The following is a 25,205-nucleotide window of genomic DNA, read 5'->3' on the forward strand; positions in this document are numbered from 1 at the left end:
ATGTTTAAAAGATATTGGCAAAATTGATGAGCGCCACGGAAAGCACATGAAAACACCCTCAACTCGTCAAGATCAAGGTATACCAGGTGTCTATGGCTTATTGTTATTAGACGTAGTTTCTCGTTGGGGATATAACGATGAAACTTTATTTGCTCCATTCCATCTCACGAGCGAACAACTGGCTGATCCAAATTATCGAATTCCAACACCTATCGCAAACGAACTGGTAAAGCATTCTTTGCGCTTAACAGGTGAAAGTACTCTTGGTTTTCATATAGGTACGCAAATGCGTATCTCTATTCATGGTTTTATTGGTTATGCCATTATGACTGCACATGACATCACTGATGCCATTGCACTGGCTAGTCGTTTTATTCAGCTTCGCCTTCCGTTTTTACAGCTTTATTTTTCTACTTTTGGTCCTAAAGCCACTTTACAACTACAATGTGATATTGAGGTTGAACCTTTACGCACCGAAATTATTTTAGGTTTGACTATTGGCATCATGACCATGGCAAAAGCCTTAACTGGAATTGAAGATTTAAGTGGTGAAGTTGATTTAGATTTTCCCGAACCAATTGGATTCGAAAAATATCGGGATAAATTAACAAGTATTGTTAGATTCAATCAGCCACATTTAATTTCCAGTTTTGATAAAAAATACTTAGGCTTGAAAATGGTCAATGCTGACCCGATTGCCAGTCAAATTGCTATTAATCAATGTGAAACTGAGTTATCTGCTTTAGGTGAACGGAGACGTCTAGCTATGCGTGTCCGTGATATTTTAACCAATTCAGAGCAGCATTATTTAAGTATCGAAAGCGTCGCAGATCGTTTACATATGTCAGATCGGACTCTAAAACGACAATTGGCAGCCGAAGGCACGTCATTCTCAACATTGGTAGATGAGGTACGGTATCGTCATGCTACTTCCCTACTTTCAAGAACTGATTATAGCTTGGAACAAATTGCTGATGAGTTAGGTTATTCTGATGTAGCCAATTTTAGCCGAGCATTTAAACGTTGGAGTGGTCGAAGCCCTAGCAACTGGCGCAAAGATCCATATTTATAATATTTAAATGCTTTTTTGTTAGATGCTTTTGTTTTTATTGAAAAACCTGTATAAAACCAGACAAAAATGATACGACAGATTTTAAGGAGTTGTCATGAACCATCCAGCAGATTTGAAATATGCAAGAACGCATGAGTGGGTAAGAATTGAAGGTGACTTAGTTGTTACGGGTATCAGTGACCATGCTCAATTGGAATTAGGTGATTTAGTTTATGTTGAAGCACCTGAGGTTGGAACTCAAGTTGTTGCGACTGAACAAGCGGGAATCGTAGAATCAGTTAAAACGGCATCTGACATCCACGCACCTATTTCAGGTACTGTCGTTGAAGTAAATACAGCTCTCGAAGATGATCCTGATTTCGTAAATGAAGAACCGTATGGTAAAGGTTGGATCTACAAAATCAAACCTGACAATATGGCTGACGTTGAAAAGCTTCTGTCAAATACGGATTATGAATCAGGTTTGTAAGATTCATTAAAGCAATTTTTAAAAAACCTAGTCAAATTGCCTAGGTTTTTTTATGTCAAATACAAAACTAGCTAGCGATAAACTCATATCATTTTTCAAATGAATGAAAATTTAACTCATTACAAGCAATTTAGCTTTTTTGATCGAATACAAACCACAAAATATGCCACTTTAGCATCTTAACCAAACTATATTCGCTAAATTTAAAGCCATTTCATTCAAAATAGATTTTTATCAGCGTTTTAATAGCTTAATTAGATCAATTTAAGTACATCTCAATCCCGTAAATAGCTCAAAAAACACAAAATTATTAAATTGCATGTATTCATAGCTAATATTTTGCAATTTAAAATAAAATATTGTCTGATTTATAGTAGCTCTAAAGTTGAATTTATACGATTAAAAACATAAGATTCATGAGCTTATTTTTAATTACACAATTAAACAATTTTATTACAAAAAAACAACGGTTTTCCCAAAATCATCCATGCTTGAATCTGTCACCTTATCAGTCTTGTTAGAATAGTAAATCAATTTTGGGCTATTCAGATGGGATTGTACCGTTATGGATAAATAAGGATAAGCATCCATTATGAATTTTTCTAATCCCACTGTTGTAATATTCGTGGTGTATATCGCTGCTATGTTAGGCATCGGTTTATACGCCTATTTTTCTACCAAAAACCTTGATGATTATATTCTTGGGGGGCGAAGTCTAGGAAGTTTTGTCACCGCCCTATCAGCTGGTGCATCCGATATGAGCGGCTGGCTGCTCATGGGTTTACCCGGTGCTATTTATCTTGCCGGACTATCTGAATCATGGATTGCAATTGGCTTAATTATCGGTGCTTGGCTCAACTGGTATCTGGTTGCAGGACGCTTACGTGTTCACACCGAAGTGCAAAATAATGCCCTGACACTACCAGATTTTTTTACAGGTCGTTTTGATGATCAGAAGAAAATCTTACGTGTTACATCCGCATTGATTATCCTTATATTCTTTGCAATTTACTGCGCTTCTGGCATGGTTGCTGGTGCTCGTTTATTTGAAACCCTTTTCCAAATACCATATACAACTGCATTGTGGTTAGGTGCTTTTGCAACCATTGGTTATGTCTGTATTGGTGGCTTCCTTGCAATCAGTTGGACTGATACTTTCCAAGCAGGCTTGATGATTTTCGCCTTATTGCTTCTTCCAATCGTGACCTATATCTCTTTAGGTATTGGCATGGAAGAGTTTACAGCAGTTGTTGAAAGCGTTCGTCCACAGGCATTTGATTTTGCTACCAACTTAAGTTTTGTTGCGATTATCTCTGCGGCAGCTTGGGGTTTAGGATATTTCGGTCAACCGCATATTCTTGTACGCTTTATGGCAGCAGACTCTGTAAAATCGATTCCAGCAGCACGCCGTATTGGTATGACTTGGATGATTTTGTGCTTAGCAGGTGCAGTCGGTTCAGGATTTGTTGGTATTGCATATTTCCAAATGCATCCAGAACTTGCAGCCGCAGTAACGGGTAACCCTGAAACTGTGTTCATGGAACTCACTAAAATTCTATTCAATCCGTGGATTGTTGGTATCATCCTTGCTGCAATTTTATCTGCCGTAATGAGTACATTGAGCTGCCAACTTCTCGTTTGCTCTAGTGCCTTAACTGAAGATTTATACAAAGGCTTTATCCGTAAAAATGCCTCTCAGAAAGAGCTTGTTTGGATCGGTCGTGCAATGGTTCTTGCTGTTGCGATGCTTGCCCTTGTTCTTGCACAAAACCCAGAAAGTAAAGTTTTAGGCTTAGTTGCTTATGCATGGGCTGGTTTCGGTGCTGCATTTGGTCCATTAATTATTCTATCGCTATTCTGGAAGCGCATGACCTTAAACGGTGCTTTAGTGGGTATGATCGTTGGTGCTGTTACCGTTATTGTTTGGAAAAACTTCTTCGGTGAAACAGGTATTTACGAGATTATCCCTGGCTTTTTATTCGCGTTTATCAGCATCATAGTAGTGAGTTTGCTTGGTAAAGCACCAAATGCAAATGTAACTAGCCGTTTTGAACAAGCTGATGAAATCTATACACGTGAAATGAAATAATTGACGAAATAAAATAATCAAGGGGCTTTCGAGCCCCTTTTTTGTACTTTGTTAAAATTTGGTTCGCGATTTGATTTTAATTTTTGAACTATCTTTCACAACTTGCATCACAGGATAACTACGTGTTTCTTTAACACCCGGTAACTGCCAAAGAATTTGTCCTGCAATTTTTCTAAACTCTTCCATCCCCGCACTACGCAATTTAATTAAAAAATCAAAGCCACCACTCACCATGTGACATTCAACAATTTCAGGGTATTGAGTCACTGCATCAATAAAATCATCTAAAACATTTGGCGTAGTTTTATCTAAAAGCACCTCAACAAATACTAAAAAATTCGCATTGAGCTTATTGGGATTAAGCTTTGCCTCGTACCCCAATATAAATTCATCCTTTGTTAATTTCTGAACACGAGCCATAACCGCTGTCGGAGAAAGGTTCACTAATTCAGCTAATTTACTATTAGAAATTCTTCCATCTGTTTGAAGAATATCCAGAATTTTTAGATCAGTCCGATCTAATGTATAAATAGGGCTATTCAACTGAATTTTCCTCTAAAAAATGGGTCAAATATAGTGAGTTACTCGGGTTTTATTCTGTAATCATAAATTATCTAAACCTCTCTACTCAATAGAGATAGATTGTTATCGGAATTTAGCATGAATACTTTGGATACTCCCGCACAAATGGACACAGCTCACACCAATGGTGGTTATATCACCGAATTTAAAGAAAAAAGTGAGTTTGAGCAACGCATTAATACTGCTTGGCGACGTGCAGAACCAGAATCTGTTGCAGAACTCACAGAAGCTGCAAATATATCACCTGATCTTGATCAAAAAATTTACGAACTTGCATTCAACTTAGCCAATAATTTACGTGAACGTAAAAGCTCAGCTGGTAAAGCAGGTATTGTTCAAGGTTTACTTCAAGAGTTTTCACTTTCTTCACAAGAAGGTGTTGCATTAATGTGTTTGGCGGAAGCATTGCTTCGTATTCCAGATACTGCAACACGTGATCTTTTGATCAAAGACAAAATTAACCAAGGCAATTGGAAAGAGCATGTTGGTCAGAGTAGCCTCATGTTCGTCAACGCTGCTGCTTGGGGTTTGATGCTTACTGGCAAGCTGATGGAAACACCTAAGCAAACCAGTTTATCTAGTGTTTTAACAGGCTTATTGGCTCGCAGTGGTCGTGGCATCATCCGCAAAGCAGTTGACGTAGCAATGCGTATGATGGGCGAACAGTTCGTAACGGGTGAGACTATCCAAGAAGCACTTGAGCATGCCAAACCATTTGAGCACAAAGGTTTCCGCTACTCATACGATATGTTGGGTGAAGCTGCACTTACTGAACATGATGCTGAGCGTTATTATAACGATTATACCCAAGCGATTCATGCCATTGGTAAAGCATCAAATAGTCGTGGTGTTTACGAAGGCCCTGGCATCTCAATCAAGCTATCTGCTTTGCATCCACGTTATCAGCGTGCGCAAATTGATCGTGTTCATCATGAGCTTTACAACAAAGTTTTCGAGCTTGCGTGTTTAGCAAAACAATACGACATCGGTTTAAATATTGATGCTGAAGAATCTGAACGTTTAGAAATTTCACTCGAATTACTTGAACGCTTATGTTTCGAACCGAAACTTGCCAACTGGAAAGGTATTGGTTTCGTTATTCAGGCATATCAAAAACGTTGTTTCTATGTGGTTGATTACATCGTTGATCTTGCAAAGCGTAGTAACAAACGCCTGATGATCCGTTTAGTAAAAGGCGCGTATTGGGATAGCGAAATCAAGAAAGCGCAAATTGATGGTATGACTGACTACCCTGTGTTTACACGTAAAGTGCACACGGATTTATCATACATTGCTTGTGCGAAGAAACTTCTTGCTGCACCAGATCAAGTATATCCGCAATTTGCGACACACAATGCGCAATCACTTGCAACCATCTACACCTTGGCCGATCCAAGCAAATATTATCCAGGTCAATACGAGTTCCAATGCTTACACGGTATGGGTGAGCCATTGTATGAGCAAGTTGTTGGTGCTAAAGAAGATAATAAACTCGGTATTCCATGTCGTGTTTATGCACCTGTTGGTAACCACGAAACCTTATTGGCTTACTTAGTTCGTCGTTTACTTGAAAATGGCGCAAACACTTCATTTGTAAACCGCATTGCAGACAAGACATTGAAAGTAGATGATTTGATTCAATCACCGATCAAAGATATTCAAACTTCTGCAAAAGAAGAAGGTCAACTTGGTTTAAAACACCCTGCGATTCCTCTTCCACATGATTTATACCCATTGCGTCCTAACTCAAATGGTTTCGATTTAAACAACGACACACCGCTTGTAGATTTAGATGCGACGGCACAAAAACTTCGCAATCATGTGTGGAAAAGTATGCCGCTACTTGGATTTGAATCAACAGTTCACGATCAAAGTAATGCGATTGCAATTACAAACCCAGCACAAAATAGCGAAATTGTTGGTCATGTAAATGAAGCGACGAGCGCTGATGTACAACTTGCATTAGAAGCAGCGATACAAGCTGAACAAAGCTGGGCTGCGACTGATAAAGTTGAACGCGCTGCATGCTTAAAACGTGCTGCTGACCTAATGGAAGCTCGCATTCAAGAATTGATGGTATTACTTTGCCGTGAAAGTGGTAAAACTTATGCCAATGCGATTGCGGAAGTTCGTGAAGCTGTAGACTTCTTACGTTACTACGCAACTCAAATTGAGAACTTACCTGCAAACGCGCAAGTAAAGCCATTAGGTACAGTCTTGTGTATTAGCCCATGGAACTTCCCTCTTGCGATTTTCTCGGGTCAGATTGCAGCAGCATTGGTGAGTGGCAACTGTGTGATTGCCAAACCAGCTGAGCAAACACCATTGATCGCGGCTCAAGCAGTACAAATGCTTTGGGAAGCTGGTGTGCCACGTGGGGTTGTTCAACTTCTTCCTGGTCGCGGTGAAACAGTTGGTGCGCAATTAAGCCAAGATGATCGTATTCAAGGCATTATGTTCACTGGTTCTACTGAAGTTGCAAAAATCTTGCAAAAAACAGTGGCAAAACGTTTATCTCCAAATGGTCAACCAATCCCGCTTATCGCGGAAACGGGTGGTCAAAATGCTATGATCGTTGATTCTTCTGCTTTAACCGAACAAGTCGTATTGGATGTGGTAAGTTCTGCATTTGATAGTGCCGGTCAACGTTGTTCCGCTCTTCGTATCTTATGTGTGCAAGAAGACAGCGCTGCAACAGTCATCAAAATGTTAAAAGGTGCAATGCAACAGTTGATCGTAGGTAACCCTGCAATCTTAAAAACTGACATTGGTCCTGTAATCGATACTGAAGCTAAAGAAACCATTGATACGCATATTCAAAAGATGAAATCTAAGGGCTACCCTGTTCATCAATTGATGTTTAATGATGCGGTAAGCCAACAAGCGCTTCTACAAGGTACATTTGTTCCACCGACAGCGATTGAATTGCCAAACCTTGACGATCTAGAACGTGAAGTCTTTGGTCCTGTATTGCATATCATCACTTATAAATATGGTGAGCTTGAGCAATTGATCGACCGTATCAATGCTAAAGGCTATGGCTTAACCATGGGTCTACATACACGTATCGATGAAACCATCAATACTGTGATCCAACGTGCTGAGGTAGGTAACTTATATATCAACCGCAACATCGTCGGAGCTGTTGTAGGTGTGCAACCATTTGGTGGCGAAGGTTTATCTGGTACTGGTCCGAAAGCAGGTGGTCCTCTGTATATGTACCGTTTGATGGAACATTGTTCAGAGAAAGTTTTAGCAACACCTTTTGCGGTGAAAGCTGAAATCTCTCAATTTGATGCTGTTTCTAATGTTGCGTACCAAAACTTATTGACTTGGGCTAAACAAAATATGCCTCAAGTAATTCCTACGATTCCAGCATTTGGTGTTGGTAAATTCTATGAGTTGCAAGGTCCTACTGGTGAAAGCAATCAATACATTATCTTGCCTCGTCATCGTGTGCTTTCCATCGCAAATGATGAAGCGAGTCAGTTACAACAGTTACTAGCGATTTTCTCAGTCAGCAGTTCTGCTGCTGTAACTCAAGATAATGCTTTCTTAGCGAAACATCAGAAATCTTTACCAAAAGATGTTTTAGCTGCAATCACAGTCATTTCTAGCATTGAAAAAGATGCTTTTGATGCTGTTTTACATCATGGTTCAGTTGATGAGTTGACTGAACTACAAACTAAAATTGCGAACCGTTCTGGAGCAATCGTGGGCATTACTCATCTTAAGAAAGATGAGCAGGTTCCTTTAGAACGTCTAGTCATTGAACGCGCTATTAGCGTAAATACTGCTGCTGCCGGTGGTAATGCGAGTTTAATGACTTTATCTGAAGACTAATTTAAGTCTTCAAATCTCCCAGCCCGAATCATGTTTACATGGTTCGGGTTTTTTATTAATGCAAATAATTAAACAGTTTTAATTCAATCTACCCACCAAGATAAGCATATCAATAAGTGAATGTCATAATTTCCTGCACCTTACTACGCTTTTTTGATACCATTCCCGTTTAGATTTTACCTGTAGTTTTCTTTTTTATGACCGTATCTTATCAACAGCAACTTCAAGAGAAAGTTGAACGAATTACCACACAATTTGCACCGTTCAATCCCCCAGCTTTAGAAGTGTTTCAATCGCCTGAACAACATTTCCGTATGCGCGCAGAATTTCGTATCTGGCATACTGAAGATGATTTGTTCTATGCCATGTTTGAACGTGCTGAAGATGGTAAACAAAAAGAAGTAATCCGTGTCGATGAATTTCCGATTGCGGATCAAAGCATCAATGATTTGATGCCACGTTTATTAGATGAATTAAAAGCAGCCCCTATTTTATCGCAACGTGTTTTTGAGGCAGACTTTCTCTCAACCTTAAGTGGCGAAATGCTGGTCACGCTAATATACCACCGTAAATTAGATGCTGAATGGGAAATTGCTGCGAAAGCCTTAGCAGAAAAACTAAATATTAAAATTATGGGTCGTAGCCGTGGTCAAAAAGTTATTATTAGCGATGACTACGTGGTTGAGCAGCTCAATGTTCACGGTCGCACGTTTAAATACAAACAAATTGAAAGCAGCTTCACTCAGCCAAATGCACAAGTATGTCAACATATGTTGGAATGGGCCTGTGATGCTGCCGCAAGCTCTGATAAAGATCTATTAGAGTTATACTGCGGCAATGGTAATTTTACCCTTCCATTATCTTTGAAATTTAAACGTGTGCTGGCAACAGAACTGGCAAAGTCTTCGGTTTATGCTGCACAGTGGAACATCGAACAAAACAACATTGATAATATTCAAGTTGCGCGCTTGTCTGCTGAAGAGTTCACGCAAGCCTATCAAAGTGAGCGAGCGTTTAGGCGCCTACAAGAAGCTGATATTGACATTCAAAGCTACGACTTTGACACTGTCTTTGTCGATCCGCCACGAGCAGGGATTGATGATGAAACGTTAAAATTACTTCAAGGTTTTAAACGGATTCTTTATATCTCATGTAATCCTGACACCCTGCATGACAATTTAGAAATACTGGCACAAACCCATCGGATTGTGAAATTTGCCATGTTTGATCAGTTCCCTTTTACCCATCATGTTGAATCTGGTGTTTTGCTTGAAAAAATTTAAACAATTTATTGCAACGTAACAGTTTTAAATAAAGGGTTGCTTTAACCCTTTATTTTTTATCAAACTAATCTTTCAAAAAAGTTATAATTTTCAAAGATCAAGTCATTATACCGTCATAATTTCGTTTAATTTTTAAATTATCATCGAAAAAATTGAAGTTTAACTGCTGCTTTTATCACTTATGTTGACTTGTATTTTATTTTAAAGTGATTATATTTCGATCTATGTTAGGTCGTATATGAAGGCTATATGAGTTTCTGGCAAAAACTGTTTAATGCAGATGAACAATACAATGAACACAAGAACCAAACTTCTTGTGTTGAAAATGATTGCTCTTGCAAATCAAACGAACAACTGTTGGATGCTTTAGTAAAAGCAACAGATGAAGATGTTATTCGTGGCATCAAAAAAGTACTTATTTCTCGTGGCTATAGTCGTAAAGAGCTTCTTGCGATGATCAACCCACCAATTCAATAAAAATAACAGCCCTAGTCTTTTTCGAGTAAAAAGATTAGGGCATCATCATTTTTTGCAATTTTCTGCATCAATTTCAGCAACAATTGGGCCTAAGTTGAAGGTTTCATCATTTCTTTTAATTTGCGCTGAATATAAACTGGAAATTGAACCATCTAAATATAAAGCATTGTCGATTTTCAATTGTTGTTTAAAAAAATCAGCAAATTGATAGAAGCTGACGCGCTGCTGAGAAATCACAAAATATAACTGATTATTTTTTACACCCACTCCATTTCTAATTTTTAACGAGTTTGAGTTAGGTAGAAATTGCTTATTTATTTGACCTTGATTCACCAATATTGGTCCTGATTGCGTTGCAAACTGAGCTTTAAATTGATCATGCTTATAATCAACCGTGGTTTTAATTACAGCTCGACGATCATTCCAAGCAACGACACCATTGGGTTGCATAAAGAAATTACCAAAACCCTTTTCCTCATTTAGCTGAGTAAGTACCTTGCCATTTTCCACATACAAACCGACTGGTTGAAAATCTGCATGATACATCCCCGCATTCATAGCAAAATTTAAATATTTACAAGCAGCTAACTTATCCCGAAGATTACTGAACTTTTGATAATACCGATTAGTGCTTTTATCTTTCAGAAACAGCTTTAATTTATTTAAATTTTCTATTTTTACGACATTATATTGAATATCATTAGCTTCAATCAGGTTATGTTCTACCGCATAAGTTGGCATACTCATAACGATCATAAATAGAAGTAAAAAACTAATTTTCATCACAGTTTATTTTTCTAACAACTTATTCATAATATTTTCCCATAGCGAGATGGTTATCTAAAGCTTAGATACAAACTCAACACATATACCCTATTTTCAGTGTATAAACCTACTCGATTCATTCATCCTTTTTCACTAAAATACCTATGTAAATACAATATCTTTGTATCCCCAATGCAGCCCAAACAACAACGCTTTCCGCTTGGTTCACATCTCATCGTTAAACATTTTGGCTATAGTCATCATGGAATCTATGCCGGTCGTGGTAGAGTCATACACTATTCAGGATTTGCTCATATATTCAAAAAGCATCCTATAGAAATGACAACGATTGAACGATTCGCACGCGGTAAAACAATTTATACGAGACTTTACCCTTCACCACGCTATAAAGCTAAAGCTGTTGTTAAGCGTATGCGTTCACGTATGCATGAAAATCACTATCATTTAATTATTAACAACTGTGAGCACTTATGTACATGGGCAATTACAGGCGTTGAATCAAGCACACAAGTCGAGCGAATGCAACGTCGCCTTGCCACTATTGGTTATGTGAGCTCAGTTATGAGCTATATGAATAGTTTAATGCTAACTGTAGCGACAGCGTGCTTTGCGATTGTTTTGTACATTAAACTTATGCTTAGAAAGCAAGCGAAAAAGACGATTCCAACCTACTTACAACTTAAAGAGAAAAATTCTAAAAAATAATTAGACAGCAATTTCCCAAAACTCAACTCATTAATATGAAGTAAAATTCACATAAATATTTACTTCATTTATTCAATCTCATATAATTCTTTTGGATACATTTCGTATCGCTTCTATATTGAGGGTTTTATGTTGGAGATAGCAGTAATCTGATAATCGTATTTCAATAACATATTGAAATGGGTTATCGACGCGATTTTATGGGCTTTTTAAAGCTTAACTTTGCTTATGATTACTTGTATCTGGATAACAACATGAACTTATCTAAGTCCGAACAAAGGACACTTCACGTCTTAGCTAAAGGCGGAAAAATCGTAAAAGTTAAAAATGATTCAGGACAACTCATCGCTGTAGAATGTTATAGCCGTGAAGGTTTTGTATTGTCTGATTGCACAATCGATGTTTTTCGAAAACTTAAAAAGAAACGATTGATCAAATCACAGGAAGGAAAACCCTATCAAATCAATTTGAACGGGCTTAAAAGCGTACGTCCTCAACTCGACAATCAATAAACATAGGTAACAACTGATCTGATGAAATATGAACATGATTTTGTTTCATCAGTGATTTTAAAAAGTAATAGGTAACTAAAATGAACATTCAAATACGTAATGAACAGAATACTGACATCCAAGCCATTTTTGATTTAACACAAAAAGCTTTTAATGATTTAGAACATTCTAGCCATACAGAGCAATTTATCGTCAATGCGCTTAGAGAAAGTAAGCAATTAACTCTTTCTTTAGTTGCTGAAATTAACAATCAAGTTGTTGGACATATTGCTTTTTCACCTGTAAGAATATCAGATGAAACTACTGGCTGGTATGGCTTAGGCCCTGTTTCTGTTTTACCAGAATTTCAAGGCAAAGGTATTGGTTCAAAGTTAATACGCTCAGGTCTCGAAGCATTGAAAGATTTAGATGCTTTGGGATGCGTTTTATTAGGCGACCCAAATTACTATGGAAAATTTGGTTTTAAGGCTGATGCTAGGCTGATTTTAGAAGGGGTGCCAGCTGAATATTTTCAAATCTTACCGTTCACCAATGATATTCCATCTGGCACTGTTTTTTATGATGATGCGTTTAATGCAACAACATAATTATTCTTATTAGTCCTTATTTATTAAGCAATAAAAAGCTCACATTCATAATGTGAGCTTTTTATAAAACTTCATATTACTTTGCAGCAGTTGCTTCAGTTGTAATATTTACAGTGATCTTATCCCCTACATTCGGAACATAGTTTCCGATACCAAATGCAGAACGATCAAATGAAGTCGTTGCATTAAATCCAATTGCAGGCACTTTAGCCATTGGATGCTCACCTTGTTTATTAAGCACAGCATCTAAAACCACAGGCTTTGTTACACCTTTAACTGTCAAATCACCCGTAATTTTGAAGTGTTTCTTGTCTTTAGTTTCGACTTTAGTACTTTTAAAAGTGATATTCGGATACTTAGCAGCGTTAAACCAAGCTTCTTCTTGGAACTCTTTATCCAAAGCAGCAACATTTGTATTCACACTACTGATCGGGATAATCACGTCTACAGAAGAGTTTGATGGTTTAGCATTATCTACTTTAATCACACCTTGAATATCAGTGAAGTTTGCACTCGGTGTAGAGAAACCAAAGTGATTCCAGCTAAATACTGTTGCTGTATGTGTTGGATCGATTTTATAGTCTACAGGCGCAGCTAATGTTACAGAACTTGCGATAGCAGCAGCTAAACCGAGGCTTAATGTTTTAAATTGCATTTTTCGTATCCTTGTTTGATATACGTAATAGTTTATAGATCAAGTATTTTTATTCATTATTCTTTATAAAACGATATGTTTCATCCGTGCAACAATAAAAGCGTTACAGTACTTATCAAACACAATTATGATAAGACTATTCGATACTAGACAATTGAGCTTATAAGCAACAAGATCAATTGGTATATTTTCATTTAATTCCTGAAAGATAAACAACAAGGTAAAACATGACACATACAGCGCAAGCACTCAGTACATCAACACCTTATCGCGTTACATTAATGGATTCTTCAGGTCATACTTGGTATGCAGATGAGCCTACAAATAAAGGTGGTCAAGATACAGCACCAAACCCAATCCAGATACTATTGTCTGCTTTAGGTGCCTGTACAACTATTACACTGGAAATGTATGCCAATCATAAAGGAATTAAACTTGAGCATGTTCAGGTCGATTTAGCTTTAAATCCCAATGGTGAGCCTGATTCTGGTCAAAACAATATTGAACGTAAAATTATCTTAAAAGGTGAATTTACCGAAGATCAGCACAAACGCCTGTTAAAAGTCGCAGAAAGCTGCCCTGTTCATAAATTATTAACGTCGAATATTTCGATTCAGAGTGAATTAAGCATCGGCTAAGAGATATAAATATGGTTTTTATTTTAAAGACCATATTTTTATAAAAAATTAATATTGAACTGATAAGATAATTCCTGACATTTAAATTCCTCCAACATATTCTGAGGAATGATCTGTTTTGCTTCTGGACTTATGATCATATAAATTAAGTCATACCAATTCGCTTCACTTTTGTCATCTGGAGAGTAGAAAAGCCCTTGTTTCTGGTTCAGTTTAATATATTTTTCATCGACACTTCTTAACTCATAGCCATACTTATTGGCTAAAAGTATGTTAACTAGTTCTATAATTTTGGTCTTATACTGCGGAAACAACTCTGGTTTTTCAAAATTATGAACCATATCCAAGCTTGCCATCTTCAAAAAATGTGTTTCATACGCATCAATAGAATTGACTCCAAAGACCCGCCAAGTAGATAAATTTTCGACGTCGTTCAAACTCTGAATTAAACTATCTGTATATTTAAATAATTGATATTTGCATAAATTTTGTTTTGGATCTTCTGTAAAAAGTATTTCTGCATCAAACCCCATATCAAGTTCAGCCATAGTACTTTGTTCAAATAAAGCTTCTCTAAGTTTTAAACGCCATTCATCACGCTCAAAATAATAAGTCTGGTTAGCAGCGATTCTACAAATTATTGAAAATAAATGTGGGTGCATGTAATTCATATTAATTTTTATTCACCTATAAAACCAAAGAGTATTTCATAATTTCTTTAATTTTCTATCACTATTGTTTCAAGAAACTCAATTCACATATGTAAAAAAAGCGCCCTAATCAGGACGCTTTTTACCACTTAATTTGATTAAGCAGTCAATTCTTTAACCGCAGCAACAACCTCTTCAGTGGTAATACCGAAGAATTGGAACAAGTCTTTTGCTGGAGCAGATTCGCCATAAGTGGTCATACCGATCACTTTGCCGTCTAAACCAACAAACTTCCACCAGTAATCCACATGAGCCGCTTCAACCGCTACACGTGCACGGATATGCGCAGGCAATACCGCTTCACGATATCCAGCATCTTGCTTCATAAATTCTTCAGCACATGGCATAGATACAACACGCACACCTTCAAGTTGTGCATATGCTTCCATTGCCAATGAAACTTCTGAACCTGTTGCGATGATAATTACTTTCAACTCACCTTTTTCTTCAGCAAGTACATAACCACCTTTTGCAACGTTTTGAATTTGAGCTTCATTACGTACTTGGAATGGTAAGTTTTGACGAGAGAAAATTAATGCTGATGGGCCATCTTTACGTTGAAGTGCTGATTTCCAAGAAATTGCTGCTTCAACTGTGTCACATGGACGCCAAGTATTTAAGTTTGGAGTAGCGCGTAAAGATGCAATTTGTTCGATTGGTTGATGCGTAGGACCATCTTCACCTAAACCAATTGAGTCATGCGTATAAACATGAATCACACGTTGCTTCATCAATGCTGACATACGTACAGCATTACGTGCATATTCCATAAACATCAAGAATGTTGCAACGTAAGGAACAAAACCACCGTGTAAAGCCACACCGTTTGCAATTGCAGTCATACCAAATTCGCGAACGCCGTAATACACGTAGTTACCCGCTGGATTTTCTTGTACGCCTTGGCAACCTTTCCAAAGTGTTAAGTTAGAACCCGCTAAGTCAGCAGAACCACCTAATAATTCAGGAAGTAATGGACCGAATGCTTGTAAAGTATTTTGACTAGCTTTACGTGTTGCAATCGTTTCAGCTTTAGCATTTGTTTCAGCAATAAATGCATCTGCTTGTGCAGCAAATTCAGCAGGTAAATCGCCATTTATACGACGTAACAATTCGGCTGCTTCAGTTGGATATTTTGCTTGGTATTGAGCAAACAATTCATTCCAAGCTGCTTCAGAGCTTTGACCTTTTATTTTTGCATCCCAAGCTGCATAAACATCTTCAGGAATAACAAATGCGTCTTCTTTCCAGCCCAATGCTTCACGTGTTAAAGCAATCTCATCTTTACCCAGTGGCGCACCATGGCAATCTTCTTTACCTTGTTTGTTTGGTGAACCTAAACCAATAATCGTTTTACAGATAATGATCGTTGGCTTATTGCTTTCCGCTTTCGCTTCAATAGTTGCTTGACGAATCGCATCAGCATCATGACCATCTACACGGAGTACTTGCCAGCCATAGGCTTTGAAACGTTGTTCAGTATCATCGCTGAACCAACCTTCAACTTCACCATCAATCGAAATACCATTGTCATCGTAGTAGGCAATAAGCTTACCAAGACCTAAAGTACCTGCAAGTGAACATACTTCGTGAGAAATACCTTCCATCAAGCAACCATCACCTAAGAAACAGTAAGTGAAGTGATCAACAACATTTAAACCATCTTTGTTAAATTGTGCAGCTAAAGTTCTTTCAGCTAAAGCAAAACCAACAGCATTGGCAATGCCCTGACCCAAAGGACCAGTTGTGGTTTCGATACCAGGCGCATAACCCAATTCTGGATGACCTGGAGTTTTAGAGTGTAATTGACGGAATTGTTTTAAATCTTCAATTGATAATTCATAACCAGTCAAATGCAATAAAGCATATTGCAACATAGAACCATGACCATTTGACAATACAAAACGATCGCGGTTTGCCCATTGAGGGTTTGTTGGATTATGATTTAAAAATTCGCGCCAAACTACATCAGCGATATCTGCCATCCCCATTGGAGCACCAGGATGCCCTGAGTTTGCTTGTTGCACAGCATCCATAGCCAAGACACGAATTGCATTTGCAATACGACGTTCATTTAAAGGGGTTGTCATAAGTCAGAATCCGATTAAATCAATTAGATGAGAGAAGATGAGAAATCACCTTTCAAAAGATGCGACTATTGTCTTAAAAAAAACACATGGGGTAAAGCCTAATACACGATATTTCTTATATTTCGATCAATCACCAACAATTATATAAACAAACGTTCAACTCATAGACGAGTTCAAAACGTTTTCATAAAACAGACAAACAACTAAATTCAGAAAAACTTTACAATATAAGATTTAATATCAATTTTATTGATACACATATCAATAAAAAGATGATGAAAATGAAATAAATTCATGCATTTTAGTCAGCTTATGCTAGTCCTATACGTCAAGTCGATGTAACATACTCTGTCTTTTTGAAAATACCAGTGATAGGACGTTCATGCGCGAGTATGCTGTTTTTACTTCAGAATCTGTAAGCGAAGGTCATCCAGACAAAATGGCTGACCAAATTAGTGATGCTATTTTAGATGCAATCCTAAAAGAAGACCCGTATGCGCGTGTCGCTTGTGAAACATTAGTAAAAACAGGTGCCGTTGTTCTTGCTGGTGAAATCACAACAACAGCAAATGTGGACTTTGAAGCGATTGTACGTCAAACCGTAAATGGAATTGGTTATCACCATTCTGATTTAGGTTTTGATGGTTCAACTTGTGCGGTCATCAATATGATCGGTAAACAATCTCCTGAGATTGCGCAAGGTGTTGATCGTCAAAAACCTGAAGACCAAGGTGCAGGCGACCAAGGCTTAATGTTTGGATATGCAAGCCGTGAAACCGATGTTCTTATGCCAGCTCCTATTTCTTATGCGCACCGCTTAATGGAACGTCAAGCTGAGTTACGTCGTTCTGGCGCATTACCTTGGTTACGTCCTGATGCGAAGAGCCAAGTCACATTCGCTTATGAAAATGGCAAGCCTGTTCGTTTAGATGCAGTTGTTTTATCAACTCAACATGATCCTGAAATTTCTCAAGCTCAGTTAAAAGAAGCAATCATTGAAGAAATTGTTAAACCGATCATCCCTGCTGAAATGTTCCATGCGGGCACTAAATTTCACATCAACCCAACCGGTATGTTTGTAATTGGTGGACCGGTAGGTGACTGTGGTTTGACAGGTCGTAAAATTATTGTGGATACCTATGGCGGTATGGCGCGTCACGGTGGTGGTGCTTTCTCTGGTAAAGATCCATCGAAAGTTGACCGCTCAGCAGCGTACGCTGGTCGTTATGTCGCAAAAAACATTGTTGCTGCTGGTTTAGCAGACAAATGTGAAATCCAAGTAAGTTATGCAATTGGTGTTGCTGAGCCAACTTCGATTTCAATTAATACATTTAACACAGGCAAAGTATCTGATGAGTTGATTATTCAACTTGTTCGTGAACACTTCGATTTACGTCCATACGGCATTACCCGTATGTTGAATCTGATTCAACCGATGTATAAGCAGACTGCTGCTTATGGTCACTTCGGTCGTGAAGGTTCTGATTCTGCATTTACATGGGAAAAAACCGATAAAGTTGAAATCCTAAAAGATGCTGCTGGATTGTAATAATTGTTAAATAAAAAAGCTCGCTTATTGCGAGCTTTTTTATTTATTCTTTACTTATTTGAATCAGAATTATTTTGCTTCAAAACTTCAAATATTGAATTTGTTTGAACGGGTTGTTCATCTTGATGATGCTGAGAATATAAATGAGCTATTTTTACAATAACAACAACTGCTAGACAAGCTGCAAAACAGAACATCCACAACCCATAAGGGCTACGAATATGATGCGAACCGCAGTAAGGGCACTCTTTATCAGTAGATGCGACGACCTTGTCACAACACGCACAATGATATTGATATAACATCATTCATTTCCTCCTAGTCGTTTTTTTATTTTCTTTTTACAACAATTTCCACCGTCATACTTTTCATCCTATGAGAAACAAAAAGAGAATTCAATCCAGTTTTCTGACTTGCTCATTCAAATTAACAAAAAAATATGACAGTTTTATGAGTTATTCATTGTATTAAAACTACCAACTACCAAGTATTCTTTTGATTTTTCACATAGTTTGTTAAACTATTTTTTTAAATTGTGGGAAAAATATAATGACACAATTAATTAATAAAGGTGGATTCCGTGAGCGAGCTAACCGCAATCGGAAATACAAACACTCAGAAAATGAAATAACCACATTGAAGCCAAATCAATATCAGCCCGCAAAGAAAGATGATGAAAATGACTCAGAAACGAACTTGCTTGAGCAAAATAAAAAACAGAAATAAAAAAAGCACACTCATTTTTAGTGTGCTTTCAATAAGTTTTAAAAATTAATTTACATCTTTAAATTCAATTTTCTTTTGGTCAGGTTTAACTTCTCGCGCTTCACCATCAATAATAGTTGAATCCCGATATTGGCTACCACCTTGTTGATTTTGCATGTCTTGCATTTGACGCATAAGGTCTGCAAATGGATTTTGACCTGCCGCACCATTACCCATGCCTCCCATCATCTTATCCATCATTGCTTGTTGACGCTTTGCCATCGTTTTCATTAATGCATTACGAAAAGCAGTCTGAACTGAAGGAATCAAAACAAGTAAAGCCAAGACATCTGTGATTAAACCTGGAACCATCAACAAAAAACCAGCCATAGCTAATGCAAGTTTCTTAGTAACCGCTGGGTCGCCGCCTAACTGCCCTGTCATTTGCATTTGTTGCAACTGCGGCATAATTGTTGAAGTACTTGATCGAACAAGATTCAAGCCGATGAAAAATGCAATCACAAACCAGAAGAATACGTACCACATACTCCCCACAAGGTCGCCTACGCCGATCCATACTAAAACTTCAGCAATTGCGCCAAACACCACGATAAGAAGTAGATTCATGTTAATATTTCGTCTATCTCAAAATAAGAAAAATTTATACAAATAGAATTTTATATTGGATCTTCCAATACAACAAATATAATTGCATTAAATAATTGATGGGTGCTATTTGTCATTTATCAAGAGTAGAAGCTAAAATTAAGATATCTCTACATTAAAATGACGTGGAGAGATATCTTAAATTGAAAGGTTAACCGCAGTTCGCACTAATGATTTTTTTAGATTGCGGATCAACAGTAACAGTAATCCTATTATCTCTATAATCCATTGTCACAGGCTGATTTGGTCCAACACTGCGTACAATTTCCGACTTCGTTTTTTGTTTAATTTGCTGTTCAGATAGACCTGATTGGCCGATAAGCTTCTGGGCTTCTTCAGCTATACATTTAGGTTGATTTGCTCGAAAAAGCTCCCACTCTTCTACAACTTGACCATTTGGCAACTTACAATATCCAACTTGCCCGTTCGCCTCATTTCTAATTTCAAGCTGACCACCCTGCTCAATACAATATTTACTCGCTGGATTTGCCATTCCAATTTTTGGTGGGGTCATATCATGATTGGGTGTTGCTGAACACGCTGCCAATGAGGCTACAACCGCACTTAAAAGTAAGATCTTTTTCATAGTTTGAATTCTGATAAAGTGAAAAGGCAAAGATACCAAAAAAATTTAGATCATTATGTCTATGATTTGAAACACAAACCAGCCCTATCAATTCTATTTATAATTTTTGCATAAAACTCAAAAATCTCTTAAATATATTAATTTTATTCTTATTTGGTGGCTGATTACGGGAGCTATTATCTTCTGCTATTCTTCTTAGACGATACTGCATTTCATTGGCGATTTCCCTGTTTTCACTCTTTGCATATTTTCTTAACAATTCAAAGGCTTCGTCAGTACCAATATCAGCTAATGCATGACTAAACCATTTTGCGATTGCACCATCGTCCGAAGCCGTATACTTAAAACGTTTAAAATCTTGTTCAAGTATCTTGAAAATAATTACAACACTGGATGGATGACCAATATCTTGCAGCTCTTTTCTAATCATTTGATGACTAAAGTGACCATCAAGCAACAAAAATTCATTTAATGCAGTAACCTTAATACTTTGATTATCTGATCGAAATACCGCACCAATCAAAAGCCCTACTGTGTCCTCGTCATTCTCTTGAATAGCTGTATGAAACAGATCAATTAAATACGAGAGTTTTGGTTCATCAGGTATGCCTACTTTATCCCAGTAGTGTTGTTAATTTCAGCTGATAACGAACAAACCAATTACAGCTTTCGCTCTGCATAATTTGACCATATATATTTTTAATATTATTGAACAATAAAATATTCAAGACGAATCGCTTGATCAACTAAGTAATGCTCTTTAATCTTATAAAAATGTGGTCGAGTATTGATCCATTCATCCATCGCCATTATTGCTTTTGTATATCCTTTTGATGCTGAAAAATCTATTATTTGCATGATATCCATAAGCTTATTCCTTTTTTATTAACCCTATCATACCAAACAACAATTTTCACACTTACAGATTCATCCTGATGAGTCAATTTTTAAAAATTTTCTGACTTAAGGCATCAATGATTAAAATTAAAAAAAGCATCCGAAGATGCTTTTTTGTTTCTCATAGGCTTGTTGCAATCAATACTACAAAGCTAAATAGCAAAGTGCCTAAAGATCTTTTGCAATGCACATGAACTTCATGCTCAAACCCATGAGCATATGTCTCTAAGTTTTCCATAACTTTAACGCTCATTAAATGTACTACAGTTATTAATTTGCCTAAAAACTTAATGAAATTAAATTAGCAAAAAGTCGTATATCTAACTAGAGCATTTTATATCACTTAAAGCCACATACTGACAAAGAATGTCAAAATCATTAAATAAATTCTTAATATTAAAAAAGCTCACCAAAGTGAGCTTTTTTTTGGAATACTGTTAATTAAGCAACTACAGTGATACCTGTTGCTTGAGGACCTTTTTTACCATCAGCGATAGTAAAAGAAACACGTTGTCCTTCGTGAAGAACTTTAAAACCGCTACTTTGAATTTCGCTAAAATGAGCAAAAACATCTTGCCCAGAATCAGCATGAATAAAGCCAAAGCCTTTAGTTTCGTTGAACCATTTAACTGTACCAGTCACAGTGTTAGACATATACTTAACCTACTTTAAAAATTTGGAGTGCTTAGCAGCAAAGTAACTTGGAATCATAAACTCTGAGATTAAATCTGATAAAACGAAAGGTTTGACTAAACTACGAGATGAAAGATTTGCTGAATCAACAGTGTTATTCTTCTAGTTGTTCCCAACTATACACCACTTTACTTTTTTGACGCAATATTAATCTACTATTTCACTTGATTTAACAGTCTTTATTTTTATAAATATTTAATTTTATTTGAATATTAATTTATTAAATCAACCTTTAACCTCCAAAAAAACAAAGAAGCCCACTTATGTGAGCTCCTTTTTTACCGAATTACTTCTGTTAGATAACGGTGATGTTTGTAGCTTGAGGTCCTTTTTTACCTTGACCAAGCACAAATTTAACGCGTTGACCTTCGTGTAAAACTTTAAAACCACTGCTTTGGATTTCGCTAAAATGAGCAAAAACATCTTGCCCAGAGTCAGCTTGAATAAAACCAAAACCTTTAGTTTCGTTGAACCACTTTACAGTTCCGTTAACAGTTTCAGACATAAAACCTAAACCTTTAAAATCTTTTGTTAAAAAAAGAGCAAAAATAAAGACAGAATGTCTTCTAATTTCTACTCTATCTATTTTACTTAAATAGATACTATAAGCATAACAAATTTTAAGTCAAACGATATAGCTGATTGACCGAAGTATAGAAACTTTTTCCATCTTGGTTGAATTCAATTTCTTGACCAGACTGCAAAAGTACTTTTTTTCCAACTTCAACCCACTTAAAACCATCCATTGTACTTTGTCGACGTTTAAGTGGAATAATTTGTACGCTAATTTCGTTGCCATTTGTGGCAGTGGCAATATGCCATTTACTGATAATATTCAAAACTCTATACTCATTACTGAGCTCAAGTGATTGATCTTAATTTACTACATTGCTAGATAATAAGAGATTACATAACTAGAATTTAATAATTTTTAGCTTTTTTGGGGTTATTTAAGCTAATTTAGTTGCTATTTGTTCTTTCCAGAATAGCAACTCTAATTCCATCACAGAGCATAATTCAAAAATTCGGTTGGTAGCGGGAGCTGGATTTGAACCAACGACCTTTGGGTTATGAGCCCAACGAGCTACCAGACTGCTCCATCCCGCACCGAAGATTTAGCTTTATACGCGCTTAAACTTCATAATGCAAATTATTTAAGTAAAAAACTCTTATTTGCCAATCAAGTGCTCAGAATAGATACAAATACGACTGAAAATTCATTTTCTCAAATATCAATTAGATTTTTTAAATCCTCAATAAAATATTGATTAGTTGCATATTCACATCGAAACTTTTTGTTATTTCAAACATCTACAAAAAAAAATATGCAGTAAAAAGTTGATTATGTAACAATATCAATAATCTTTTAATCATAAAGTGCTTCATGTCATTAATTATTGGTATTGATCCTGGTTCGCGTTTAACAGGTTATGGAATTATCGAAAAAGATGGCAATAAATTACGGTTTGTGGATGCTGGAACAATTCGTACTGAAACCCAAGCCATGCCTGAACGTCTAAAACGTATTTTTGCAGGTGTTGAACGTATTGTTAAATTTCACGGCCCAACAGAAGCTGCTGTGGAACAAGTATTTATGGCACAAAATCCTGATTCTGCTTTAAAACTAGGTCAAGCACGAGGCGCAGCAATCGCAGCTCTCGTAAATTTAGATTTACAAGTTGCTGAATATACGGCTCGTCAAATTAAACAATCCGTCGTAGGTTATGGTGCCGCCGACAAAGAACAAGTACAAATGATGGTCATGCGTTTGCTCAATCTAAGCATTCAACCACAATCCGATGCCGCTGATGCGCTAGCAGCCGCTATTTGCCATGCTCATGCTTCTGGGAGTATGACTAAGCTGGCTGTGCTAAATGCTCTCGGAGGCATGGCTCGTGGACGTAGTCGCGCTAGTACAAGACGACGTTAATATTCACATTTGTTAATTTTTAAAAAATATTCGTATGTCTTTCAGTAATTATTGATCATACGAATATTTTTGAAACAAGCTTATTCTAGATGGTCGTGTTTTTAGATCAGTTTTTTTCTAATCTCTCATTTCTTAATTCAAATGTCTTTTTAAAATACCTTTGCTCATTAACTCATAAACTTGCTCTAAATCTAATTGATTCGATTCTGCTAATAACTGAGTGTGCATTTTTAAAATATTTTCATCACCTCGTCTTGCTGGTCCAGTCTGCATCTCTTTAGGATCATTTGCGACTGCCTTACTTGCAGTTTCTAAAATTAATGGAAATAACAAACTAAAATCGACCTGTTCAGCATCTACCACTTGCTTTGCCATGTCATAACAATAATTACTAAAATTACAGGCAAATACAGCTGCTAAGTGTAAAGTTTGGCGTTGTTTTGAACTATATTGATACACGCGCTGGCTTAAACTATTTGCTAAAGCTGTTAAAAAGCTTAAATCCTCATGATTACTTGCTTCAACAAAAAGAGGTGTCTCCTTCCAATCCACTTCCCTTTCCCTACTGAAAGTTTGCAATGGGTAGAAAACACCTGATCGCGGATGCACCTCTTCCATTATCTGTAAATTGGTACTACCAGAAGTATGAATAATTAAATTATTTGGCAAATATCCATGAATTGATTTAATCACACTTTGAATAGCTTGATCACTTACCGCAATGATTACTAAATCAGTGTCTTGAGTGAGTTGCTCAACTTGGTTAATGGCGTGTGCATTAATTTTTTCCGCAAGTTCTTGTGCATTTAACAGGTTACGACTAAAGATTTGAACGATTTGATGTTGTCTGTGTAATACTTTTGCTATATGTGTTGCGACTCGTCCAGCACCAATTAATGTAATTCGCATAATTTCAATCTAAAACAATTTTGGCTCTAGCATGCCAATAAACAAACAACGAATCAATTCTTCCTTTCTACAATGCATTACAAGAAATTTTTTAAATTATATCCCATCATTTCATTAGCTGATAAATCCATAACAATGATATACATGCTATAAATAGACTAAAATATGGAAAAAAATTAGACTTTGTTTTTAGTCGAGGTTCAATTATTTCTTCAGCTGTTTTATTATTTATTTGTACTTTCTCATGAACTTGGTAAAGCGGCTGTAAAACCTCATTACTCCAAATAGGTAATAAAGATTCAATTGAATCTCGATGTTGACGCAAATAATTAAGAATATCTAAAGTATCATTATTAAAATGATTTGAAAGTACAGCTAAACTTTTTGGAATAGCTCTATTTAAAGTTATTTCAGCTTCTGCGATTGAAACTTTGCCTGCTGATAATCTTATAAGTAAAGCATTTTTTACCGGATCATTTCTTTCAAGTAAATCTGAAAATGTAGGCACTAACATTTCTTTTAACATATCAATAATTTGGGGTTTCGTTAAAAATCGATAAAGCAATATCGGATAAAACCTTGATAAAATATCATTTTTTTCATTCATCAAGCATGTTTTATCATTTACGATTAATGTAGAAACATTTTTCTTTAATAATTCCATTGGGTTCATATCAGTCATATTCACTCCAAATTATCAAATAAAATCTCTTTTTTATAGTTTTGCGTTATTTAAATCACATTTTTAATTCATTACTCTAGTATATTTTTTATT

General features: G+C 36.5%; 28 protein-coding genes and 1 tRNA gene. 13 read left to right on the forward strand and 16 right to left on the reverse strand.

Annotated elements, in window-relative coordinates; all coding sequences use genetic code 11:
- Positions 1-46 precede the first annotated feature (46 nt).
- The 3 genes from F933_RS13420 to putP all read left to right on the forward strand — a co-directional run bounded on the left by F933_RS13420 (position 47) and on the right by putP (position 3,630).
- Entirely contained in the window at positions 47-1,072 is a 1,026-nt protein-coding gene (locus tag F933_RS13420; RefSeq protein ID WP_005062056.1) for an AraC family transcriptional regulator, read from the forward strand.
- 94 nt (positions 1,073-1,166) lie between these two features.
- Positions 1,167-1,541 carry a glycine cleavage system protein GcvH gene (gcvH, locus tag F933_RS13425; RefSeq protein ID WP_005062057.1) on the forward strand — a complete coding sequence of 125 codons (375 nt, stop codon included), beginning with the start codon at positions 1,167-1,169 and terminating at the stop codon, positions 1,539-1,541.
- A 592-nt stretch (positions 1,542-2,133) separates the two neighbouring features.
- Positions 2,134-3,630, forward strand: coding sequence for a sodium/proline symporter PutP (gene putP / locus F933_RS13430; protein ID WP_005062058.1), 1,497 nt, complete (start codon positions 2,134-2,136; stop codon positions 3,628-3,630).
- A gap of 51 nt (positions 3,631-3,681) precedes the next feature.
- On the opposite strand, the gene F933_RS13435 is transcribed toward putP, so the two are convergent.
- On the reverse strand, positions 3,682-4,173 hold the full coding sequence (locus tag F933_RS13435) for an Lrp/AsnC ligand binding domain-containing protein (protein WP_005062059.1): 492 nt from the start codon (positions 4,171-4,173) through the stop codon (positions 3,682-3,684).
- A gap of 117 nt (positions 4,174-4,290) precedes the next feature.
- Here F933_RS13435 and putA point away from each other — a divergent pair, with 117 nt between their 5' ends.
- The 3 genes from putA (at position 4,291) to F933_RS13450 (ending at position 9,815) form a co-directional block, all read left to right on the forward strand.
- Positions 4,291-8,055, forward strand: coding sequence for a trifunctional transcriptional regulator/proline dehydrogenase/L-glutamate gamma-semialdehyde dehydrogenase (gene putA / locus F933_RS13440; protein WP_005062061.1), 3,765 nt, complete (start codon positions 4,291-4,293; stop codon positions 8,053-8,055).
- Positions 8,056-8,252: 197 nt separating this feature from the next.
- A complete protein-coding gene (trmA, locus tag F933_RS13445) occupies positions 8,253-9,338 on the forward strand; it encodes a tRNA (uridine(54)-C5)-methyltransferase TrmA (RefSeq protein WP_005062062.1) in 1,086 nt (361 codons plus the stop codon).
- 249 nt (positions 9,339-9,587) lie between these two features.
- Positions 9,588-9,815, forward strand: a complete 228-nt coding sequence (locus F933_RS13450; protein WP_005054329.1) for a hypothetical protein — start codon at positions 9,588-9,590, stop codon at positions 9,813-9,815.
- A 45-nt stretch (positions 9,816-9,860) separates the two neighbouring features.
- Here F933_RS13450 and F933_RS13455 read toward each other — a convergent pair whose 3' ends face one another.
- On the reverse strand, positions 9,861-10,562 hold the full coding sequence (locus F933_RS13455) for a phosphodiester glycosidase family protein (protein ID WP_378235770.1): 702 nt from the start codon (positions 10,560-10,562) through the stop codon (positions 9,861-9,863).
- Between the two features lie 210 nt (positions 10,563-10,772).
- On the opposite strand from F933_RS13455, the gene F933_RS13460 reads away from it, so the two are divergent.
- From F933_RS13460 to F933_RS13470, 3 genes are all read left to right on the forward strand, one after another.
- A complete protein-coding gene (locus F933_RS13460; protein WP_005062072.1) occupies positions 10,773-11,306 on the forward strand; it encodes a lecithin retinol acyltransferase family protein in 534 nt (177 codons plus the stop codon).
- 254 nt (positions 11,307-11,560) lie between these two features.
- Positions 11,561-11,818 (forward strand): YjhX family toxin, encoded by a 258-nt coding sequence (locus F933_RS13465; RefSeq protein WP_005062075.1) that lies wholly within the window; start codon positions 11,561-11,563, stop codon positions 11,816-11,818.
- Between the two features lie 80 nt (positions 11,819-11,898).
- Positions 11,899-12,405, forward strand: a complete 507-nt coding sequence (locus tag F933_RS13470; protein WP_005062077.1) for a GNAT family N-acetyltransferase — start codon at positions 11,899-11,901, stop codon at positions 12,403-12,405.
- A 76-nt stretch (positions 12,406-12,481) separates the two neighbouring features.
- On the opposite strand, the gene F933_RS13475 is transcribed toward F933_RS13470, so the two are convergent.
- Complete coding sequence (locus F933_RS13475; protein ID WP_005062080.1) at positions 12,482-13,060, reverse strand: YceI family protein; 579 nt, start codon at positions 13,058-13,060, stop codon at positions 12,482-12,484.
- Positions 13,061-13,287: 227 nt separating this feature from the next.
- Between F933_RS13475 and F933_RS13480 the strand changes: the two genes are divergently transcribed.
- Complete coding sequence (locus F933_RS13480; RefSeq protein ID WP_005062082.1) at positions 13,288-13,698, forward strand: OsmC family protein; 411 nt, start codon at positions 13,288-13,290, stop codon at positions 13,696-13,698.
- 38 nt (positions 13,699-13,736) lie between these two features.
- On the opposite strand, the gene F933_RS13485 is transcribed toward F933_RS13480, so the two are convergent.
- Together F933_RS13485 and tkt are read right to left on the reverse strand one after the other, a co-directional pair.
- On the reverse strand, positions 13,737-14,369 hold the full coding sequence (locus F933_RS13485) for a hypothetical protein (RefSeq protein ID WP_171065965.1): 633 nt from the start codon (positions 14,367-14,369) through the stop codon (positions 13,737-13,739).
- A 137-nt stretch (positions 14,370-14,506) separates the two neighbouring features.
- Entirely contained in the window at positions 14,507-16,495 is a 1,989-nt protein-coding gene (gene tkt, locus F933_RS13490; RefSeq protein ID WP_005062085.1) for a transketolase, read from the reverse strand.
- 382 nt (positions 16,496-16,877) lie between these two features.
- Between tkt and metK the strand changes: the two genes are divergently transcribed.
- Positions 16,878-18,044, forward strand: coding sequence for a methionine adenosyltransferase (gene metK / locus F933_RS13495; protein ID WP_005054343.1), 1,167 nt, complete (start codon positions 16,878-16,880; stop codon positions 18,042-18,044).
- A 50-nt stretch (positions 18,045-18,094) separates the two neighbouring features.
- Here the strand turns inward: metK and F933_RS13500 are convergent, their stop codons facing one another.
- Positions 18,095-18,352 (reverse strand): hypothetical protein, encoded by a 258-nt coding sequence (locus F933_RS13500; protein ID WP_005062086.1) that lies wholly within the window; start codon positions 18,350-18,352, stop codon positions 18,095-18,097.
- Between the two features lie 241 nt (positions 18,353-18,593).
- Here F933_RS13500 and F933_RS17280 point away from each other — a divergent pair, with 241 nt between their 5' ends.
- A complete protein-coding gene (locus tag F933_RS17280) occupies positions 18,594-18,770 on the forward strand; it encodes a hypothetical protein (RefSeq protein ID WP_005062087.1) in 177 nt (58 codons plus the stop codon).
- A 45-nt stretch (positions 18,771-18,815) separates the two neighbouring features.
- On the opposite strand, the gene F933_RS13505 is transcribed toward F933_RS17280, so the two are convergent.
- The 8 genes from F933_RS13505 to F933_RS13535 form a co-directional block, all read right to left on the reverse strand.
- Positions 18,816-19,376, reverse strand: coding sequence for an FxsA family protein (locus F933_RS13505; protein ID WP_005062088.1), 561 nt, complete (start codon positions 19,374-19,376; stop codon positions 18,816-18,818).
- A gap of 190 nt (positions 19,377-19,566) precedes the next feature.
- Positions 19,567-20,001, reverse strand: coding sequence for a putative hemolysin (locus tag F933_RS13510; RefSeq protein WP_005062089.1), 435 nt, complete (start codon positions 19,999-20,001; stop codon positions 19,567-19,569).
- A gap of 97 nt (positions 20,002-20,098) precedes the next feature.
- On the reverse strand, positions 20,099-20,524 hold the full coding sequence (locus tag F933_RS13515) for a hypothetical protein (protein WP_005062090.1): 426 nt from the start codon (positions 20,522-20,524) through the stop codon (positions 20,099-20,101).
- A 182-nt stretch (positions 20,525-20,706) separates the two neighbouring features.
- Positions 20,707-20,868: a hypothetical protein gene (locus F933_RS17285; protein WP_005054355.1), complete on the reverse strand. Its 162-nt coding sequence runs from the start codon at positions 20,866-20,868 to the stop codon at positions 20,707-20,709.
- A gap of 471 nt (positions 20,869-21,339) precedes the next feature.
- A complete protein-coding gene (locus tag F933_RS13520) occupies positions 21,340-21,552 on the reverse strand; it encodes a cold-shock protein (protein ID WP_005054358.1) in 213 nt (70 codons plus the stop codon).
- A gap of 334 nt (positions 21,553-21,886) precedes the next feature.
- Positions 21,887-22,096: a cold-shock protein gene (locus F933_RS13525; protein ID WP_005054361.1), complete on the reverse strand. Its 210-nt coding sequence runs from the start codon at positions 22,094-22,096 to the stop codon at positions 21,887-21,889.
- 115 nt (positions 22,097-22,211) lie between these two features.
- Positions 22,212-22,430, reverse strand: a complete 219-nt coding sequence (locus tag F933_RS13530) for a hypothetical protein (RefSeq protein ID WP_005054363.1) — start codon at positions 22,428-22,430, stop codon at positions 22,212-22,214.
- Positions 22,431-22,621: 191 nt separating this feature from the next.
- Positions 22,622-22,698 (reverse strand) — tRNA-Met (locus F933_RS13535).
- 277 nt (positions 22,699-22,975) lie between these two features.
- Here F933_RS13535 and ruvC point away from each other — a divergent pair.
- The gene (gene ruvC, locus F933_RS13540) at positions 22,976-23,521 is read left to right on the forward strand and encodes a crossover junction endodeoxyribonuclease RuvC (protein WP_005054365.1); all 546 of its coding nucleotides are present in this window, start codon (positions 22,976-22,978) and stop codon (positions 23,519-23,521) included.
- 132 nt (positions 23,522-23,653) lie between these two features.
- On the opposite strand, the gene F933_RS13545 is transcribed toward ruvC, so the two are convergent.
- Both F933_RS13545 and F933_RS13550 read right to left on the reverse strand, forming a co-directional pair.
- Positions 23,654-24,430 (reverse strand): Rossmann-like and DUF2520 domain-containing protein, encoded by a 777-nt coding sequence (locus F933_RS13545; protein ID WP_005062092.1) that lies wholly within the window; start codon positions 24,428-24,430, stop codon positions 23,654-23,656.
- A gap of 106 nt (positions 24,431-24,536) precedes the next feature.
- A complete protein-coding gene (locus F933_RS13550; protein ID WP_005062093.1) occupies positions 24,537-25,112 on the reverse strand; it encodes a hypothetical protein in 576 nt (191 codons plus the stop codon).
- Positions 25,113-25,205: the final 93 nt, after the last annotated feature.

Origin of the sequence: Acinetobacter beijerinckii CIP 110307 (assembly GCF_000369005.1) — a bacterium.
Taxonomy (GTDB): domain Bacteria; phylum Pseudomonadota; class Gammaproteobacteria; order Pseudomonadales; family Moraxellaceae; genus Acinetobacter; species Acinetobacter beijerinckii.

What these genes read in the sequence shown, in the direction of transcription:
- F933_RS13420 (WP_005062056.1), top strand. Translation starts at nt 47, where the DNA reads ATGAAAACACCCTCAACTCGTCAAGATCAAGGTATACCAGGTGTCTAT.
- gcvH (WP_005062057.1), top strand. Translation starts at nt 1,167, where the DNA reads ATGAACCATCCAGCAGATTTGAAATATGCAAGAACGCATGAGTGGGTA.
- putP (WP_005062058.1), top strand. Translation starts at nt 2,134, where the DNA reads ATGAATTTTTCTAATCCCACTGTTGTAATATTCGTGGTGTATATCGCT.
- putA (WP_005062061.1), top strand. Translation starts at nt 4,291, where the DNA reads ATGAATACTTTGGATACTCCCGCACAAATGGACACAGCTCACACCAAT.
- trmA (WP_005062062.1), top strand. Translation starts at nt 8,253, where the DNA reads ATGACCGTATCTTATCAACAGCAACTTCAAGAGAAAGTTGAACGAATT.
- F933_RS13450 (WP_005054329.1), top strand. Translation starts at nt 9,588, where the DNA reads ATGAGTTTCTGGCAAAAACTGTTTAATGCAGATGAACAATACAATGAA.
- F933_RS13455 (WP_378235770.1), bottom strand. Translation starts at nt 10,562, where the DNA reads ATGAGTATGCCAACTTATGCGGTAGAACATAACCTGATTGAAGCTAAT.
- F933_RS13460 (WP_005062072.1), top strand. Translation starts at nt 10,773, where the DNA reads ATGCAGCCCAAACAACAACGCTTTCCGCTTGGTTCACATCTCATCGTT.
- F933_RS13465 (WP_005062075.1), top strand. Translation starts at nt 11,561, where the DNA reads ATGAACTTATCTAAGTCCGAACAAAGGACACTTCACGTCTTAGCTAAA.
- F933_RS13470 (WP_005062077.1), top strand. Translation starts at nt 11,899, where the DNA reads ATGAACATTCAAATACGTAATGAACAGAATACTGACATCCAAGCCATT.
- F933_RS13475 (WP_005062080.1), bottom strand. Translation starts at nt 13,060, where the DNA reads ATGCAATTTAAAACATTAAGCCTCGGTTTAGCTGCTGCTATCGCAAGT.
- F933_RS13480 (WP_005062082.1), top strand. Translation starts at nt 13,288, where the DNA reads ATGACACATACAGCGCAAGCACTCAGTACATCAACACCTTATCGCGTT.
- F933_RS13485 (WP_171065965.1), bottom strand. Translation starts at nt 14,369, where the DNA reads ATGAATTACATGCACCCACATTTATTTTCAATAATTTGTAGAATCGCT.
- tkt (WP_005062085.1), bottom strand. Translation starts at nt 16,495, where the DNA reads ATGACAACCCCTTTAAATGAACGTCGTATTGCAAATGCAATTCGTGTC.
- metK (WP_005054343.1), top strand. Translation starts at nt 16,878, where the DNA reads ATGCGCGAGTATGCTGTTTTTACTTCAGAATCTGTAAGCGAAGGTCAT.
- F933_RS13500 (WP_005062086.1), bottom strand. Translation starts at nt 18,352, where the DNA reads ATGATGTTATATCAATATCATTGTGCGTGTTGTGACAAGGTCGTCGCA.
- F933_RS17280 (WP_005062087.1), top strand. Translation starts at nt 18,594, where the DNA reads ATGACACAATTAATTAATAAAGGTGGATTCCGTGAGCGAGCTAACCGC.
- F933_RS13505 (WP_005062088.1), bottom strand. Translation starts at nt 19,376, where the DNA reads ATGAATCTACTTCTTATCGTGGTGTTTGGCGCAATTGCTGAAGTTTTA.
- F933_RS13510 (WP_005062089.1), bottom strand. Translation starts at nt 20,001, where the DNA reads ATGAAAAAGATCTTACTTTTAAGTGCGGTTGTAGCCTCATTGGCAGCG.
- F933_RS17285 (WP_005054355.1), bottom strand. Translation starts at nt 20,868, where the DNA reads ATGGATATCATGCAAATAATAGATTTTTCAGCATCAAAAGGATATACA.
- F933_RS13520 (WP_005054358.1), bottom strand. Translation starts at nt 21,552, where the DNA reads ATGTCTAACACTGTGACTGGTACAGTTAAATGGTTCAACGAAACTAAA.
- F933_RS13525 (WP_005054361.1), bottom strand. Translation starts at nt 22,096, where the DNA reads ATGTCTGAAACTGTTAACGGAACTGTAAAGTGGTTCAACGAAACTAAA.
- ruvC (WP_005054365.1), top strand. Translation starts at nt 22,976, where the DNA reads ATGTCATTAATTATTGGTATTGATCCTGGTTCGCGTTTAACAGGTTAT.
- F933_RS13545 (WP_005062092.1), bottom strand. Translation starts at nt 24,430, where the DNA reads ATGCGAATTACATTAATTGGTGCTGGACGAGTCGCAACACATATAGCA.
- F933_RS13550 (WP_005062093.1), bottom strand. Translation starts at nt 25,112, where the DNA reads ATGACTGATATGAACCCAATGGAATTATTAAAGAAAAATGTTTCTACA.